The sequence below is a fragment of the Bacillus luti genome, from assembly GCF_001884105.1.
Taxonomy (GTDB): Bacteria; Bacillota; Bacilli; order Bacillales; family Bacillaceae_G; genus Bacillus_A; species Bacillus_A luti.
Window position 1 is genome coordinate 1 of record NZ_MACI01000010.1, and the last position, 17,796, is coordinate 17,796.

The 17,796-nt window shown below is 35.6% G+C and carries 17 protein-coding genes; 2 read left to right on the plus strand and 15 right to left on the minus strand.

Annotation, left to right across the window (positions count from 1 at the left end):
- The first annotated feature begins 263 nt into the window (after positions 1–263).
- Positions 264–950, plus strand: a complete 687-nt coding sequence (locus BAQ48_RS02045; RefSeq protein ID WP_000710834.1) for a hypothetical protein — start codon at positions 264–266, stop codon at positions 948–950.
- A 177-nt stretch (positions 951–1,127) separates the two neighbouring features.
- On the opposite strand, the gene BAQ48_RS02050 is transcribed toward BAQ48_RS02045, so the two are convergent.
- The 14 genes from BAQ48_RS02050 to BAQ48_RS02115 all read right to left on the minus strand — a co-directional run bounded on the left by BAQ48_RS02050 (position 1,128) and on the right by BAQ48_RS02115 (position 14,182).
- Positions 1,128–1,742, minus strand: a complete 615-nt coding sequence (locus BAQ48_RS02050; RefSeq protein WP_071709802.1) for a peptidoglycan DD-metalloendopeptidase family protein — start codon at positions 1,740–1,742, stop codon at positions 1,128–1,130.
- Positions 1,743–1,828: 86 nt separating this feature from the next.
- Entirely contained in the window at positions 1,829–2,410 is a 582-nt protein-coding gene (locus BAQ48_RS02055; RefSeq protein WP_000781251.1) for a cob(I)yrinic acid a,c-diamide adenosyltransferase, read from the minus strand.
- Between the two features lie 136 nt (positions 2,411–2,546).
- Complete coding sequence (gene resE / locus BAQ48_RS02060; RefSeq protein ID WP_084064359.1) at positions 2,547–4,322, minus strand: sensor histidine kinase ResE; 1,776 nt, start codon at positions 4,320–4,322, stop codon at positions 2,547–2,549.
- The gene (resD, locus tag BAQ48_RS02065; protein ID WP_002017976.1) at positions 4,322–5,038 is read right to left on the minus strand and encodes a DNA-binding response regulator ResD; all 717 of its coding nucleotides are present in this window, start codon (positions 5,036–5,038) and stop codon (positions 4,322–4,324) included. The genes resE and resD overlap by 1 nt, the downstream gene beginning before the upstream one ends.
- Positions 5,039–5,340: 302 nt before the next feature.
- Positions 5,341–6,498, minus strand: coding sequence for a cytochrome c biogenesis protein ResC (gene resC, locus BAQ48_RS02070; RefSeq protein WP_071709803.1), 1,158 nt, complete (start codon positions 6,496–6,498; stop codon positions 5,341–5,343).
- A 14-nt stretch (positions 6,499–6,512) separates the two neighbouring features.
- Positions 6,513–8,138: a cytochrome c biogenesis protein ResB gene (resB, locus tag BAQ48_RS02075; protein WP_071709804.1), complete on the minus strand. Its 1,626-nt coding sequence runs from the start codon at positions 8,136–8,138 to the stop codon at positions 6,513–6,515.
- A gap of 118 nt (positions 8,139–8,256) precedes the next feature.
- Entirely contained in the window at positions 8,257–8,781 is a 525-nt protein-coding gene (gene resA, locus BAQ48_RS02080) for a thiol-disulfide oxidoreductase ResA (protein WP_071709805.1), read from the minus strand.
- Positions 8,782–8,888: 107 nt separating this feature from the next.
- The gene (rluB, locus tag BAQ48_RS02085) at positions 8,889–9,617 is read right to left on the minus strand and encodes a 23S rRNA pseudouridine(2605) synthase RluB (RefSeq protein ID WP_071709806.1); all 729 of its coding nucleotides are present in this window, start codon (positions 9,615–9,617) and stop codon (positions 8,889–8,891) included.
- Between the two features lie 289 nt (positions 9,618–9,906).
- Positions 9,907–10,437 carry a spore maturation protein SpmB gene (spmB, locus tag BAQ48_RS02090; protein ID WP_000029515.1) on the minus strand — a complete coding sequence of 177 codons (531 nt, stop codon included), beginning with the start codon at positions 10,435–10,437 and terminating at the stop codon, positions 9,907–9,909.
- Positions 10,434–11,030 carry a spore maturation protein SpmA gene (spmA, locus tag BAQ48_RS02095; RefSeq protein ID WP_000247803.1) on the minus strand — a complete coding sequence of 199 codons (597 nt, stop codon included), beginning with the start codon at positions 11,028–11,030 and terminating at the stop codon, positions 10,434–10,436. The genes spmB and spmA overlap by 4 nt, the downstream gene beginning before the upstream one ends.
- Complete coding sequence (gene dacB / locus BAQ48_RS02100) at positions 11,023–12,147, minus strand: D-alanyl-D-alanine carboxypeptidase DacB (protein WP_071709807.1); 1,125 nt, start codon at positions 12,145–12,147, stop codon at positions 11,023–11,025. Before dacB ends, spmA begins: the two co-directional genes overlap by 8 nt.
- 111 nt (positions 12,148–12,258) lie before the next feature.
- Entirely contained in the window at positions 12,259–13,173 is a 915-nt protein-coding gene (locus tag BAQ48_RS02105) for a superoxide dismutase (protein WP_071709808.1), read from the minus strand.
- A 105-nt stretch (positions 13,174–13,278) separates the two neighbouring features.
- The gene (locus BAQ48_RS02110) at positions 13,279–13,770 is read right to left on the minus strand and encodes a YpuI family protein (RefSeq protein WP_071709809.1); all 492 of its coding nucleotides are present in this window, start codon (positions 13,768–13,770) and stop codon (positions 13,279–13,281) included.
- Between the two features lie 22 nt (positions 13,771–13,792).
- Positions 13,793–14,182: a hypothetical protein gene (locus BAQ48_RS02115; RefSeq protein WP_071709810.1), complete on the minus strand. Its 390-nt coding sequence runs from the start codon at positions 14,180–14,182 to the stop codon at positions 13,793–13,795.
- Between the two features lie 185 nt (positions 14,183–14,367).
- Between BAQ48_RS02115 and mprF the strand changes: the two genes are divergently transcribed.
- On the plus strand, positions 14,368–16,947 hold the full coding sequence (gene mprF, locus BAQ48_RS02120; RefSeq protein WP_071709811.1) for a bifunctional lysylphosphatidylglycerol flippase/synthetase MprF: 2,580 nt from the start codon (positions 14,368–14,370) through the stop codon (positions 16,945–16,947).
- Between the two features lie 4 nt (positions 16,948–16,951).
- On the opposite strand, the gene BAQ48_RS02125 is transcribed toward mprF, so the two are convergent.
- Positions 16,952–17,740: a hypothetical protein gene (locus BAQ48_RS02125; protein ID WP_071709862.1), complete on the minus strand. Its 789-nt coding sequence runs from the start codon at positions 17,738–17,740 to the stop codon at positions 16,952–16,954.
- Positions 17,741–17,796 lie beyond the last annotated feature (56 nt).

The following is a 17,796-nucleotide window of genomic DNA, read 5'->3' on the forward strand; positions in this document are numbered from 1 at the left end:
GCCCCGAAGATAGACCGATATTCTATTTTCCCCTTCATTATACAACAACCTCATAACATTGTGAACTAAAAAATTGTAACTTATTAAAAATTAGTTATTTATTTTTAATAACCTAATAAAAATGACGAAATATTTTACAATACAACCCATATTTTTTATTATTCGGCATTTCTCTTATGAATTCCCTAGTCATATATAATTAAAAGTGATAAGATGTTGAATTGTTAAGATAAGAACATTTTCTGAATTATGGAGGAAATGTCATGAAGAAAGATAAGAGACACTCTATTCGAGAAGCAATGAAAAAAAACTTAAGAAAAGAATACTTTTATTTAAAAAAAGAATTACTTTTCTGCTGTCCAATCGATTTAGGCACATTCTCAAGCGAGACATACTATGCTGCTTTCGATGAAGATGGCATCAGTATTTATCAGTATGATAAAAAGACAGAAAGTAAATTAAAATTGTGCGAACGTCATCCATGGAAGAATTGGAATAAAGTGAAAGTTGATCACTATTTGACAACGTCTCAATTTATTTTTCAAGGTGAGCGAAACTGGATTTTATCCCTTTTCCAAAAAGGAAAAGAAGCTCAAAAAATTATCGAGGAGCATACAACTTTACAAACAGAAGTTGTTTCCCGCTCTTTCTTAAAAAAACTTCCTGGTTTTCGTTCTAATACACCTTTGAATAAATACATCGGCAGCATTTGCTACACTGCACTTATTGCATTTTTATTAAAATGGATGATTCCATTTCAAGCACCACAAATCGCCTTGTACTCTATTTCAATTGGTTGTATGCTTCTTGGCCTACTCTGTCTGACAATCGGTTTAATTGAACCGACTATTGTACTGTTTCGGACAAATGAGAAAACAAGAACAAAAGTCTTTTACTTATATAGCTACTTAGCTATTTCTGGATTTATATGTGTCTTTATTTTTTGGTAAAAGAAGCCGTCCCAAAATATATTTTGGGACGGTTTTCTGTTAGAAATAAGTTGCTCTTGTTATAATATTTCGTTGCTAAGTCGCTATCTTTTGGCAAAACATCGATACAATTTCATTTCCTATCGTAATCTTAAAAAAATAAATCTATTCAAAGTTTATACTTTCGGCACGTTTCCCTTACTTAACATATAATTGTTGATTTGGATAAATTCGCTCTTGCTGCAATCCATTTTTTTCTTTAATTTCATTAACTGTCATACTAAATTTCCGCGCAATACCGACTAAAGTATCTCCTTTTTGCACGATGTATAATGATGAAGAAACGACTTCATTTCTTTGTTCATTTAAAACAAACAATGGATTCATCGCATTCTTTTTCGCCATCGTCCACCTTCCTTGATGAACTTCTAAATGTAAATGCGCTCCTCGCGATTCTCCTGTATTCCCTACCTCTCCAACTATTTCCCCCTTTGAAATATAATCCCCTTGAACTACATATCTCTTATTTAAATGTGCATACACAGCCTCATATTCTCCATGTTTAATAAATACAACATTCCCATAACTACTTGAATAATAAGACTTTGTAACCTTCCCATCTTGAATGGCTGCCACAGGCGCTCCGATCGGTGCCGCTATATCAATACCATAGTGTTTTCCATTTCTTGTCCCAAAATAATCACTTATCTGACCTTCAACGGGCCATGTCCATCGATTTTCTTCTGCGTAAACATGTAATTGAGATAAATACAATACAGTCAATAACAAGACGCCACATTTTAACACTTTCATATACATCCTCCGTTTTCTAATCACCGCCATACCTTCTCTATTTTGGTATATTACAGAAAAAAGTATACAAAAAAAAAGAAAGTGAATCACTCCACTTCCTTCTCTTTTTTATCTCGAAAAACGATTGCACTGCGATTATACTCCACATCTTTCACTTGTAATCGAGCATTTATTACTCTAGCTACCGCAAACAAATAATCAGATAATCTATTTACATACTTTAGAACAACTTCATTTATTTCCCCTTCTTTTTGTAAAGACACTATACATCGTTCTGCTCGCCTTACAACTGTACGTGCAATGTGAATAGCAGCTGCCGACTCACTTCCACCGGGTAAAATAAAGCGCTCTAGCGGCGGTGCTTCTTCTATATACGAATCAATTCTTTTTTCTAAGCTTTCTACCATTTCGATTTTTACTTTATAAGGAATTTTCCCCGCTACTATCGCCAAGTCTCCCCCGCAATCAAATAGTTCATGTTGAATATTTTCAAGTTCATTGTAAATATCTCCAAAAGACTCGCTTTGTAGCTTAGTCATCGCATATCCAATATGAGAATTCGCCTCATCTATCGTGCCATATGCTTCCACTCGGATATCATCTTTATCCACTCTGCCGCCTATTACACTTGTTATCCCTTTATCTCCTGTTTTTGTGTATAATTTCATCGCTTTACGACACCCCTCTTATTCTTCTTCATTCGACTAAGATAGAAAAAAGTTCTACTATTATTTATTTAATTGATTTTACAAAAAAATAAAAAACAGCAGAACTTTATTCATTATCAACTTTAAAAATACATATCTAAATTATACGATTCGGTAAATATACAGAGAATGTAGTTCCCTCTCCAACAACACTTGAAACAGCAATTTTGCCATCATGGCCTTGCACAATATTTTTTGCAATCGCAAGCCCCAGTCCTGTTCCACCTTTTTTTCCACGTGTTCTAGCTTTATCAGCTTTGTAGAAACGATCAAATAAAAATGGAATATCTTCTTCTGGAATACCAGCACCCGAGTCTTGTACTTCAAAAATAAGACCATTATTTTTCGTATCAATTACAAGCGTTACATGTCCGCCTGCATTCGTATGACGAATTGCATTATCAATTAAATTCGTCAATACTTGTTCCATACGATCTGCATCAAACGGGTATTGCTCAATTGGATTTTTGAAATCAACCGTTAATGCGACTTCTTTATCCTTTGCAATCCCTTGGAATTTACGACCTATTTTTTCAACGAAAGGATGAATATCAACTTCACCTATATGTAACTCTACATTACCACTTTCCATACGCGCTAAATCTAATAATTCATTTACAAGTTTACCTAAACGAACAGATTCATCATAAATGATTTGAACAAATTCATTAATTTCTTCTTTCGTTTGCACAATATCATCTAAAATTGCTTCACTATACCCTTGAAGCATTACCATCGGTGTACGAAGCTCGTGTGATACGTTCGCAATAAAGTCCTGACGCATCTTCTCAAGACGGCGTTCTTCCGTCATATCACGCAATACAGCTACCGCCCCGCGAATTTTTGTTTGGTTGTAAAGCGGTGTCATAAGAACTACGTAATTACCTTTTTGTAAATTAATTTCAACCACTTGTTGTTGTTCGCTTTCTACAACGAGATGGAATAGTTCCACAAGTTCAGAAGGTAGTTTTTTACTTAGCTCTATCTCTTTTTCTTCTTGCCAAACTTGTAAGAAATGTTCAGCTGGCGGATTGATTACAACGACTGCACCTTCTTGATTTAACGTAATAACCCCATCTGCCATACTACTTAAAATACTAGCTAACTGTTCTTTCTCTTGCTGCAGAGCGTTCATATTAAACTTCAACTGTTTTCCCATTTGATTTAAGGCCGTTGCAAGCTCACCAATCTCGTCCTGAGATACCATAGGAGCTTTCGCATCAAACTTCCCACGCGCCACCTCAAAAGCAACCTCACGCATTTTACGGAGTGGCGCTGTAATTCGAGTAGATAGGAAGAATGCAAAGAACGTCGTTAATATAATCGCAATCCCTGCTGATAAGAATATAAAATCAGTCGTTCTCTCCATACCTTGTATCGGTACTTGTAAAGATTCGTATACGAACACTGCACTTTGATTTTTTGACTGTACTGGTTTTCCGACAATCATAATATCATTTTCAGTGTTTTTATTCTTTCTACTATTAGAAGCTTTTCTAATGTTATTCTTAATTTCTTTTTTGTCTGTAAAAACAGCCGCTAATTCTTTATCCTCTTTCAAATCATCCATTGTAAGAGTGACTAACCCTTCTTGTTTCGGCGAAGAAGATATTTCTTTACCATCTTCTACAATAATGATCCTTGAAAGTGGATCAGAGAATTTGTACGCGATATTCTCAATCGTTTTTACATCCGCACCTTCTTCAATTAACTCTGAAACACTTGTTGCAACTTTTTGAAGCCTAGCTTCACTCATATCAACATAATATGTTCTAAAAAACTGTGAAAGTAAAATCGCAACAAATCCAAGTACAAACGAAACGAGAAGTAATATGGTCATCCATAACTTCCCTACTACACTTCTCCAAAGCATCAGTCGTTCACAACCTCAAACTTGTAACCTACGCCCCAAACGGTAACAATCATCTTCGCAGCATCTGGTGATTTTTTGCTTAACTTCTCACGCAAACGCTTTACATGCGTATCAACTGTACGTAAATCTCCGAAGAATTCATATTGCCATACTTCTTTTAACAATTGCTCACGATCGAATACTTTATCAGGCGCTTTCGCTAAGAATAATAGTAATTCGTACTCTTTCGGTGTTAAGTTCACCTCATTACCATCTGCTGTTACACGGTGTGCATCATTATCAATTGTTAAATGAGGGAACACAGTAACATCTTTTGTCGTTGTATCTTGTGTAAAGAATGTTGTCGGTACAGAACGGCGTAAGACCGCTTTCACTCGAAGCACTACTTCACGTGGGCTAAATGGTTTCACAATATAATCATCAGTTCCTACCTCAAACCCTTGTACTCGATTTACTTCTTCACCCTTTGCAGTCAACATAATAATCGGCGTCGCTTTCTTCTCACGAACCCCTTTGCACACTTCAATACCATCTTTACCAGGCATCATAAGATCTAATAGGATTAAATCATAATCATTTTGCAGTGCCATTTCTAAAGCTGTATCACCATTGTCTGCTTCATCAATTGTGTATTGTTCTCTCTCTAAATACATTTTTAACAAACGACGAATACGATCCTCATCGTCTACAATTAAAATTCTTGATTCATTTTCCATTTTTACCCGTTGCGTACTTTTACCACAACGGTTCACACCTACCCTTCTACACTATTATGTTGCGCTATTCTCGTTTATTTAAGCAATCTTCTAAATGTTTCACTTTCCATATTATGCTTCACAAGAATAATAAAGTTTGTTCAATTTTTTTCCAAAACTATGTATTTTTTTTGAACAGTATATAATGTCCTCGACATCATTTTACAAAATCAACCGCTACTTTGTCATGTTTTTCTCAAAAAAGAAGAAAAGTTGACAAAAATAAAATAGGAAAGTGACATTCACTCTCCTATTTTATTTCTCTATGCGTATGAATGTAAACCCGCGATAATTAAGTTTACTACAATAAAGTTGAACATAATGATTGCAAAACCAATTACCGCTAACCACGCTGACTTCTCTCCGTGCCATCCTTTTGATAGGCGTAAATGTAATACCGCAGCATAAAAGAGCCAAGTAATAAGCGCCCAAACCTCTTTCGGATCCCATCCCCAAAAACGTGTCCACGCTATTTGTGCCCAAATCATCGCAAAAATTAATGCACCTAATGTGAAAACTGGGAATCCAATTGCAATAGAGCGATATCCGATTTCATCTAGTAAATCACTATTCGTATTCTTGACTAGCGGCTGAAGTGCTGCTGATACTCGTTTCCGTAAAACAAGTCTTAATACAAGATAAAGTAATGTTCCGACTAACACTGACCAAATAACAGTATTTAATTTTTTCGCATTTACAATCGCTGGAACTTCAACTGTCGGCTCTAATTTATTTTCTGTCAGTAACTTTCCTTCATGTGGCCCCACTAAAGCCGGAAGATTGTACTTCATTTCCACTTGTTGTTCATTTTTATCAATCCATTGAAACTTCGCTTCATATTTCATACTAGAAAATACTGTTGTGACTCCAATAAACCCAACTGTACAAACAAGTGTGAACACGACCGTTTCTAACCAAAATGTACGTTTACTTTTCACTGATTGATCTACATTTTTTAATAAATACATAACGCCCGTAATAAAACTAATTGCTAAGATCGCTTGTCCTGCTGCTGCAGTCGTCACGTGAATATGTAACCAATTACTTTTTAAAGATGGAATAAGCGGAGATATTTCCCTCGGAAACATACTCGCGTAGGCAATTAATAAAAGCGCAACTGGTAACGCAAAGAGTCCGATAATACTTACACGATACATAAAATACATGACAATAAATGCTCCGACAAGCATCATGCCGAAAAATGTACCGAACTCAAAAAAGTTACTCACTGGTGCATGTCCTGATGCAATCCATCTTGTAACAAAATATACTGTTTGTGCAATAAACCCTAAAATTGTAATCGTTATTCCTACATTTGCCCATTTATGACCCTTTTCTTTAATTGCTCCCCCGAAAAATAGAGTTGCAATTAAATATAAAATAAATGCGGTAAAGAGAAAGTTACTACTTATTTGCACCATATCGTTTCCCCACCTTAACTAATTTTTTTATCGACTACTTTATCGCTTGGCTGCGGAATTGCTGTACCTTCTATTACTCTTTCAATATCTTTCTTTAAACCGAACCAATTTTTATTCGTATGTCCTGCAATCCACCATTCATCATTAACGCGTTGTATCCAAATACGGCGATGATTCCAATACATCCCTTGAATCACACCAACCATAAATATAAATCCTCCAATACCGAGAATCCAAAGCGTTAAATCTTTCCTTATAGTAAGTGCTGTTGCATTTTGCATTTCCACACCTGCAAAGGACATTTTATATTTGTTATTCCCATCAGGTTCTATATTTTGCTGAATACCAACAAAACTCACTTCACCATCTGGTGTTTCAGGCGTAAACATTTTAAAGACGAATGCAGGATTGTTTGGTAATTTCGTTTTTGTGTTCGGTCTTCCATTCTCGTCAAAATAAAAATCAGGGAAATAACTTAATAGTTCTAGAGAATAACCATTTCCTAAATCATATTTTTCTGTAGGATTCGCTAAATTTACTTTAATCGGTCCCCACTTTTGATTACTTTCTTTATTTTGCAAGTTAAAGGACATACTTTTAAATTCACTTTCTTTATAATCGACTTGATAAACGGCAAATCGATCAAATTTCAGCGGTTCATTCACTCGAATTTCCGCTTCTTTTACTTTTTCTAGTCTCGGTTTTTGTCCTGCTATATTTTCGCCGACCGCTTTATATAATACAGCATTCGTTTGGAAGTTTTTCGCAATCATTTTATCACCTACACGATCAATTGCTTCATCAAAAACTTCCTTGTCTTTACTCTTATCATAAACTTCCTTTATAAACTTCTCGTTTTTTAAATAGTATTGACCATCTGTCCCTGGTATTTCTTTCGTTTCACCATCACGTAACCAAAGTGCTTCGTCTACGTACATACTTGGTAAAAAACGAAGCATCGCACCGAATAAAAAGATAATAAGACCGATATGATTCACATATGGACCCCAGCGTGAAAACCGTCCCTTTTCAGCTAAAATGTTACCGTCTTCCACTTTCACGTTATAGTTCGCTTTCTTTAAATTCTTTTGCACTCTTTCAAGGTCACCATCTTGCGGCGTACCAGTCCCATATAACCTTTGTCTCTTTAAAAAACTAGGATGTCTTTTCACCCCTTGTTTTTTTAGAGCTTTATAAAGTGGAATGACGCGGTCTAAACTACAGATCACAAGTGAAATACCGATAGAAGCAATTAAAATCATATACCACCATGAACCGTATAAATTATTAAATCCTAATTGATAGTATAATTGCCCTAAAAATCCGTATTCTTGTTTATAATATTCAGCTGGTGCAATCCCTGGAGTTATGTACATTTCTTGCGGAAAAATAGTTCCAATCGCCGATGCAGCTAAAGTGATTACAATGAGCCATACACCCACTTTTACAGAAGAGAAAAAACTCCAAATTTTATCGACTACCGTCTTTGTCTGCGTGAGAGATCTTCGAGCACTCCCCTCATAGCGCATATCCAATAGTTTTACATTTTCACTGCTTTCAAATGGTTTCCCACAAGCTTCACAAAAAACGGTTCCTATCGGATTAACATGTCCACATTCACACTTAATTTCTTTCAACACTCTCACCGCCCCTGTATCTATATGTACTATTGTATATTCTAACCTCAAGTTACCGCAATACTCAGAATTTTTAAACCAGAGGCACTATAGGTATGCACCTCGTATGTAAAGGCTTTCTTTATTGCGGCGTAATTTTCTTTAAATATCCTTCTAACTGTTCTTTCGTTTGTTCACCTATAATTTGCTCCACTACTTTTCCATCTTTATCAATCAAAAAACTTGTCGGTAATGGTCCTACTCCATATGTCCCAATAATCTTTTGACCTTTATCAATGGCAACTGGGAATTTCAAACCATATTGGTTGACAAAGTTCTTTACTGCGATATCCGTTTCGTCTGCATCTAACGCAATAATTTCAACGCCTTTTTCTTTATACTTTGGATATAATTCATTCATATAAGGCATTTCTTTTTCACAAGGTTTACACCAAGTTCCCCAAAAGTTTAAAAATACACCTTTTCCCTTTAAATCTTTTAGTTCAATTTTCTTTCCTTCTAAATCCGTCACAACAAAGTTAGGTGCTTCTTTTCCGATTTGCATTTTCTCTTTATCAGCAAAGAATCCTTGATAAAGTGTAAATCCTACAGCACCGCTTAAAATGAGCAGAATAATAACACGAAATAATAAGCGATTTTTCTTCATATTACCTCTCCTCTCCTCGGTAAATGATATGTAACATCTTCTGTAAATGTTGTATTGAATAAATCACCAGCAGAGCACTCTACTGGTGAAATTTTAACTCTATAAGCTTATCTTGGCTTTGTAGAAGCCAATGCACGTAATTGTTTCACCTCATGTGGTGTCAATTCTCTCGCATCACCAGGTCGCAAGCTTCCTACTTCTAGGAAAGCATAACGTTCACGCTTTAGTTTCACTACTTTACAATCTAACGCTTCAAACATACGACGTACTTGACGGTTACGTCCTTCATGAATTGTTAATTGTACAATCGCCATTTCTTTACGCTTGTCCCAAGAAATAATTTTCACACGTGCCGGTGCTGTTTTTCCATCTTCTAACATGACACCACGTTCTAACATGCGAATTTTCTCACCTGTTAATGGCCCTTTCACTTTTGCAACATATGTTTTTTCAACTTTATACTTAGGGTGCATTAACACGTTTGCGAAGTCCCCATCGTTTGTCATTAATAATACGCCAGACGTATCATAGTCTAAGCGTCCGATTGGGAATAAACGTTGTGTAATTTCAGGGAAAAAGTCTGTTACAACACTTCTTCCTTTATCATCTGATACACTCGAAATTACGCCAGTTGGTTTATATAGTAAAAAATAAACAGGTTCTTCTTTTTCAAGAGGGATGTTATTTACTTCTACTTTATCTTGAGGAGTTACTTTCGTTCCTAACTCCTTCACTATTTTTCCATTAACTTTCACTTTTCCTTGCTGAATTAATTCCTCAGCCTTTCTTCTCGATGCAATACCTGCTTGCGCAATCACTTTTTGTAATCGTTCCATTTCTTTTTTTCACCTCGAATTTATCTTACCTTACATTAGAAAGACTTGGCAACCGCATACGCTTTACGGCTTTTCGCCTCATCTTACTTAAACAACATAGCGATGATAATAAACATATAAAGGTTAAATCATGTTTTTACCTTTTATTATTGTCCATATTTTTCATATTGCTCACAATAAAAGTTCATTATTTTGTCAAAAATACCGCATAAAAAAACCACTATTAAGCAACACCTTAATAGTGGTCGTATACGTATTATAAGCGAAATAGCATAAAAAATGAATAGCATTACTGAAACAATAGAGAAACGAACACAATTGAGCATATAATTCCGATTAAATCAGCAAACAGTCCTACCTTTAATGCATCGCCCATTTTTCTAATACCAACAGCGCCGAAGTATACTGTTAAAATATAAAAAGTCGTATCTGTACTCCCTTGCATCGTAGAAGCCAACCTTCCAATAAACGAGTCTGGCCCATATGTGGCAATTAAATCGGTCGTAATACTTAAACCAGCTGATCCTGAAATCGGGCGTATAAGTGCTAGTGGAACAATTTCTGCTGGGACATGAATTAAATCTAACATCGGCTTCATTACAGATATCATCGCATCTAATGCACCTGAAGCTCGAAAAATTGAAATCGACACAAGCATTCCAACCATAAATGGTAAAATCGAAACTGCAATTTGAATCCCTTCTTTTCCTCCCTCAACGAACGATTCATAGGTCGGAACTTTTTTTATCGTGCCGTATAAAAGGATGAATCCAATTACACACGGTATGACCCATAATGAAATTGTATTTACAATACTCATTTTTTCCGCCCCTTTCTACTCCTTCTTCTGTAAAAATAGCGGTCAATCCAAATTGCTCCAATCATTGATAACACTTGTGCTATAAATGTTACCCCAACAATTTCAGTAGGATTTGCTGATTCATATGTCATTCGAATCGAAATGACGGTAGTTGGAATTAACGTAATAGCTGATGTATTTAATGCTAGAAACGTCACCATAGAACGACTTGCTGAATCCTTCCCACCATTTAATTCTTTCAGTTGTTCCATGGCTTTAATACCAAGAGGGGTCGCTGCATTACCTAATCCAAAAAAGTTCGCCATCATATTTGATAAAATAAATCCCATTGATGGGTGATCCTTCGGTATTTCTGGGAACAACCTTTTTACTATTGGCATAAAAAGTGTGACTAATTTTTTTAACAACCCTGCTTCTTCTGCAATTTTCATTAAACCGAGCCAAAATACTAAAACACTAATAAGTCCTATACAAATTGTTACCGCGTCTTTTGACCCTTCAAATACGGCTTTAGTCACTTCTTCCATCGTTCCGTTTATCATAGCGTACACAATCCCAATAACTGCCATCGCTGCCCAGACGAGATTAACCATCCTTCCCAACACCTATCATGTAAGAAAAAATTTCTTCCACATTATTCCAGTACATTCCCGTTGTAGCTACTAACTTCCGTTTACTATAAAATAAATTCCGTTCTCCAACCTTCTCATTGCCAACATATACGTCTGTCTTTCCAACCTTTACTCCATCCGTAAGTTTTGCACTTTTATCGAGTTCAACTTTTAATACTACGCTCTTTTTTTCCTCCTCAGTTAAAGGCACAGAAAAACTATTTTTCGTATAAACATGATTCGCATATTTCTTTTCATTTATTTCAGCCAACGCTCCTTGTCCTAAAACTTTCGTTTGCTTGAAACGTTCAAAACCTTTATCAAATAAATTCATATGATCATCCCAATCGCTAGAAGCGCTCAAAGTTACGACAATTAAATCTAGTCCATCTTTTGATGCTGTTGTAACAAGCGTCCGTCCTGCTTTCTTCGTAAAGCCTGTTTTTCCTCCTGTTGCAAATTCATAATAAGACGTCACAAGTTTATGTTTGTTTTTCCACGGATAATCCCACGAATCTGATTTATACGTTTTTGTTCCAAAAATCTTCTTAAAGGTTTCGTTCCCCATTGCATACTTCGTTAAAAGTGCCATATCGTAAGCCGACGAATAATGGGATCCATCTCCGTCTAAGCCATGCGGGTTTGAAAAGTGAGTATCTTTCATTCCAATTTGTTTCGCCTTTTCATTCATTAAATATACAAACCCTTCTATACTCCCTCCTACATTTTCAGCAATTACTTGTGCTGCATCATTACCAGATCTAAGCATAAGTCCGTATACTAAATCCTCTAACTTTACTTTCTGTCCAGGCTTCAAATAAATTGCTGAGCCTTCTACTCTCACTGCTTCATTACTAACCGCGACCATTTCCTTCATTTTTCCTGATTCAGCAGCTAACAAGGCAGTCATAATTTTTGTTATACTAGCAATCTTTTGTGACTCATGCTCAGCTTTTCCGTATAATACGCGACCTGACTGTTGCTCCATTAATACAGCATTTCGAGCACTGACATTACTGTTCATCTTTGCATATGTAGGAATTGGCATAACGCTTGCGTACATAATAAGAAGCGTAATTATTACACAAATTCGTCTCATATTTCCCCCCACGTCCTTTTGGCACTTTTTGTACAAGTGTATGCTTGGTCTTTTAAAATATGAACGAAATCTCCTTCTCCTTCCAATAAAAAAGACGCAGGGAACCTGCGTCTAATACGGTGTCCATTCTATTTGTTTCGCACTTTCAAATCTTTTTTCTACATCAGGCCAATTTACAACATTCCACCAATTTTTAATATATTCATCTTTTCGATTTTGGTATTGTAAATAATACGCATGTTCCCACACGTCTAGTACAAGGATCGGTATCGTATCCCATTGTGTAAACAATTGATGAAGTGTACTCTGCAAAATTTCTAACCTTCCAGATCGTGGTACCCAAACGAGGATCGCCCATCCTGACCCTTCCACTTTAGAAGCTGCTTCTGTGAAATGTTTTTGAAAACGTAAAAAACTCCCAAAATCTTGTTCAATCTGTTGTGAAAGAGCCCCTCTTGGACTTCCGCCACCATCTTTTTTCATGTTATTCCAAAATATCGTGTGTAAGTAATGACCTGATCCATGAAAAGCTGCTTCTCTTTCCCAATGCTTAATCAAATCAAATTGATTTGTTTTTCTCGCTTCGTCCATCATTTTCTCTGCCTTATTTAGTCCTTCCACGTAACTACGATGGTGTTTATCATGGTGTAACATCATAATTTCTCTAGAAATATACGGTTCTAACGCATTATACGGATAAGGTAATGGCGGGAGTGTGTGTCCTCCAATTGGAACAGCTCGTTCACTATCCCCTCTTTCATATAGTTCATATTCCTCTTCTTCCTGCACGAACACTTCCTGCAAATGATGCTGAATATGTTCTACATCATCACTTATTTCATACATAAACTCTGCATCTGTATCGTACTCATGCTCTTTCATACGGTCTAATAACGTTTGAATTTTATAAGCAAGCATATGGACATCATACACTTCCATTGCACGGCTATCTAATACGTGAAGAACACTTTCACACCAGCTTTCTACTTCATGAAAGTAATCTGTAAATACACCTTGCTGACTCATGTTACACCTCCTTAATGCTATCCCCTTAAATATATTCAAAGGAAATCCCTTATATAACTCTACAAAAGGAAAAGAAGCTAAGTCCCCCTAGCTTCTTTTTCGCAATTAATATTTGTGTAACATCTTTGTTTGGTAATCCGTTTCATAATATTCTAGTTCTTCACGCATCAATTGAAATTTACCTTCTAAATTCTTCATTACTTGCTCTATAGATGCAGGTGGCGTTTGTTGAAAAACGATAGAATTTTTCCCTGTATATGCAGAACGACTATTTTCATACCAATGATCGCTCTTTGGTGAAAAGAACTCTGCAATTACTTGATGATAAATTTTATACAAAATTTTTTCAGCCGCTATTTTTCGAAATGGCTGGTTATTCAACAAAACAAAACACGCATCATGCCCTTCTTCACAAAAAACGAGAAGACGTCTTATTGATGCTAATAACCCTTTATAATATTGCTCATTCCCTGCCGGTGTCTCTTCTAATAAAGAAGGCAACGTATGATAATTTACATAATTGGTTATCGAAGTAATAACATCTTCTAAAAATATAGAAACTTGTTCTGTTTGATTTTCAACCATCAAATTAGACATTTCTTCTCTCTCCTTTGCAATTTCACGCAATTTCTATTCTTTTATTTTTATGTAATTCAGCCAATATTTCTTGTACTTCCACCACTGTTTCTTCATTAAAATATTGCTTAAATTCTTCTATATTATTGAGATATAAACGTTTTTGTGCGCGAAGTTCCTTATCTTTTACTAAACAAGATATCGCTACAATATCCCGTAAATATATGTCTTGTTCTTCTACTTTACATACTGGATTTCCTTCAAAAGGAGTAATTTCTTGTAAAACTTCTTCAAAATATCGAAGGTATAAAACCGAAAAAGTTTTCTCCTTACCATTTAATATATATGTCACTTCAGATCTATTAAAAAAATCTTCTGATGTATTAGGCTTTGCTTTCTCTAATTCATACCCTGCATAACCTATTATAATCATCTGTTTCCCCTCTCTTCCGTCTTTCACTTTATTCTAACTTAATTTTCTAATAAACAAAATATTCTTTTAAATATACCTATATAAAAAATAGCTTCCCTATACAGGAATTTACCTTTTTATTTTTCTTGAAGTTTGTCATAATAATATTATTGTCTCAGTTTTCTTATACAAGGAGAGTTGTATTTATGTCGTTTTCATGGAAACGTTTCTTACAAATCGGGAAAATAATCTTCCCATTTGTTGTATTAACAATTGTATTCTTTCAAGCAAAAAAAGAATTGGCAGGCATTTCTTTCTTAGAAGCGATTGATACAATTAAAAACATTCCAACTGGAGGAGTCTTTTTAGCAATTACACTTGGTGCATTTGCTGTATCCACAATGTTCTTTTATGACTATGTGATGCTTCGTTACTTGAAGGCTGATATACCTGTCCAAAAGATTTTCCGTATCTCATGGATTGCTAATACTTTAAATGGGTTTATCGGATTTGGCGGTCTCGTTGGAGCTGGTGTACGCACAATGCTGTATCGTCCATACATAAAAGAAAATGGAAAGCTTATTAAAAGTATTGCCTGGATGACAACTGCCTTTATTAACGGATTGGCCATTCTTTCATTCCTCGGTCTTATCGGAATATTAGACACTCGCTTTATTTTACATGAAAAGCCGTGGCTCTGGCCCGTTATTATCTTCTTTGCTCTGTTCGTACCTATATATATTGGCTTTTCTAAACTTAAAAATAGAAAAACAAAGCAAACCGAAGAACAAGAAGAGGAAGAGAAAAATCCAACCGTTTTATACTCATTAGTATCATTAGTCGAGTGGGTATCTGCTGGTATTGTTATGTACGTCATTTTAATCTTATTTGGAATTGATATCGAATTTCAAAAGTTTTTAGGTGTGTATGTCATTGCTGCTTTAGCTGGTGTCGTCAGTCTTGTTCCTGGTGGTCTTGGTTCATTTGACCTTGTCTTCTTAACTGGACTAGGACAATATGGCATTGATACTGGTGTATTACTGCCTGCTATGTTATTATATCGCCTCGTCTATTACATCTTACCGTTCTGCATTGGTCTCATTTTTGCAGCTTTTGAAATGACTGGAGTGGCCATTAAAAAGTTTGAAGACAAGCCTTTTATTGCGCCTGCATTAGAAACAACTGGTGTTATATGGACTTTGCAGCGTGACTTTTTAGGAAAACTAGGTTCATGGGCATCTGCTGCTTTAACAGTTTTTGCTGGGTTAATGGTTATTTTATCGACCATTCTACCAACAAGTATAAACCGGGCACACGCCTTACATATTCTAGCACCAAAATATCTTATTCAATTTTCTTTTAGCTTATCGCTAACATTCGGTATTCTCCTCCTAATCCTCTCACGGGGGATATATTACGGAACAAAACGTTCTTATTATATGACGATTGTTTCGTTAATTGGAGCAGCTATCTTTAATACACTAAAAGGAATTGATATTGAGGAAACATTTATTTTATTAATCGTACTCGCTGTATTATATATGCTTCGAAAAAGGTTTGTACGCGAGAAAATGGAAGTTTCACTTTCTGATATCGTAAAAGTTTTTATATTCTTATTAGTAACATTATATTCATATAAATATTTAGGCGTTTTATTTGCAAGTGCAAAAGAAGCTTTTAAACCTGATTTTGTCGTTCGTAACATTACACAAGTGAAACGAAGTGCATTAGCCGCTGCCTTTTTCGTTCCTACTTTTTTACTGATTGGCTCACTCATTGCCAATCGTTATCGAAATGAATTTCCCGGGCAACCAGCTAACGATAAAAGATTACAAAACTTTTTAGATGAACATGGTGGAAATGTACTTAGTCATTTAGGCTTCTTAGGAGATAAACAATGCTTCTTCAGTAGTGATGGGAAAGCGCTCCTTCTCTTCTCCATAACCGGGAAACGTCTTGTTGTACTAGGTGATCCAATTGGTGATTCATCATCCTATCGTACTGTGTTGCAAGAGTTTTTAGCTGAGGCTGATCGATTTGGATACATTTGCGTATTCTATCAAATCGAAAGTAAATGGATGAGTTTATATCATGATTTTGGTTATAACTTCTTTAAGCTTGGTGAAGAAGCTGTCGTTGATTTAAATACATTTACAATAACAGGAAAGAAACGCGCTGGTATGCGAGCGACTTTCAACCGTTTTGAAAGAGAAGGCTATACATTCTCTATTCATGAGCAACCATTCTCAGACGAATTATTTGAAGAGTTACGGAAAGTTTCAGATGCATGGCTCGGCGGAAAAAAAGAAAAAGGTTTTTCACTCGGATACTTCGATCGTGAGTATATTAGCCGCGCGCCTATCGCTACATTATCTGACGCAGAAGGACAAATCATCGCGTTCACAACCTTTATGCCCGTATATCAAGACGGATCATTGTCTGTTGATTTAATGCGTTATTATCCAGATGCGCCTAGCGGTATTATGGATGCCATTTTCATTCACTTATTCCACTGGGCAAAAGAAAATGACTACCACTCCTTTAATATTGGGATGGCACCACTTTCAAATGTTGGTGTATCAACACAATCGTTTTGGTCTGAACGAGTTGCCGCTGCCATCTTTAATAATGTTCGTTATACGTATAGCTTCAGCGGATTACGACATTTTAAAGAAAAATATAAGCCAGCATGGAGCGGTAAATATTTAGCATTTAGAAAGAATCATTCTTTACCAATTACAATGCTCTCTGTAACAAAATTAATAGGAAAACGAAAAAACAGCTAAACATTTAGCTGTTTTTTCGTTTTTGAACTTGTACAATAAACTCCTTCTCATATTTCTTGCCATTGATATAGAAAGTTCCCCACATTTTATATGTTCCTTCTACAGGAAATGTAATGCGATATTGTAATTGCTCTTCTGTATCAACAGGTATAGCGTATAAAAAGTTTTCCCTCTTATCATCCACGATATAGAGAGACTCTACTTCGCCCCTCTCTGAATGTAATTTCAATTTCACACCCTTTTTTGCTTGAAACTGAAATGTTAACGTCGCAGGCTCATTCGGATGCAATGCACCAAATAAAAGAGAAACTTCATATTCTCCTATTTTTTTTGTAAGTACACTATCGATTGGGGTTTTCACCTTTTTCTTATTTTTCTCCTCTATTTCTTTCCCAAAATTTTTCTTAGCGAATGATTCTACGGACTTATTTTCTTCTTCATATAAAAATATTGTATACTCTTCATCTTTCGCTATTTTGGAAGATAGCTTATATGATCCATTCCCTGCAAATGCAGGTTTCATTTGTTGTACCTGTTTTAATTGTCCATCTACAATAACTGCCCTAATTTGATCATTCACACCACGAACTTCATTATTGTTTTTATTTCGTAATTGAAACAAAATATCAACTTTCTCATTTCCCTTTCCATTTGACACATCCCATTTTACTTCCTGAACATCTCCTACCGTCTCTACGGTTTCTTGATATTTTTTTATGTAAAATCCTCCTGCTACAATAAATAACAAAGCAACAAGTCCAATGAAAAGGTTCTTCAAAACATCACCTACCATTTTTATTGTCTTATCCATACAAAACTTCTTACATATATATTCTAGATTATGATTTA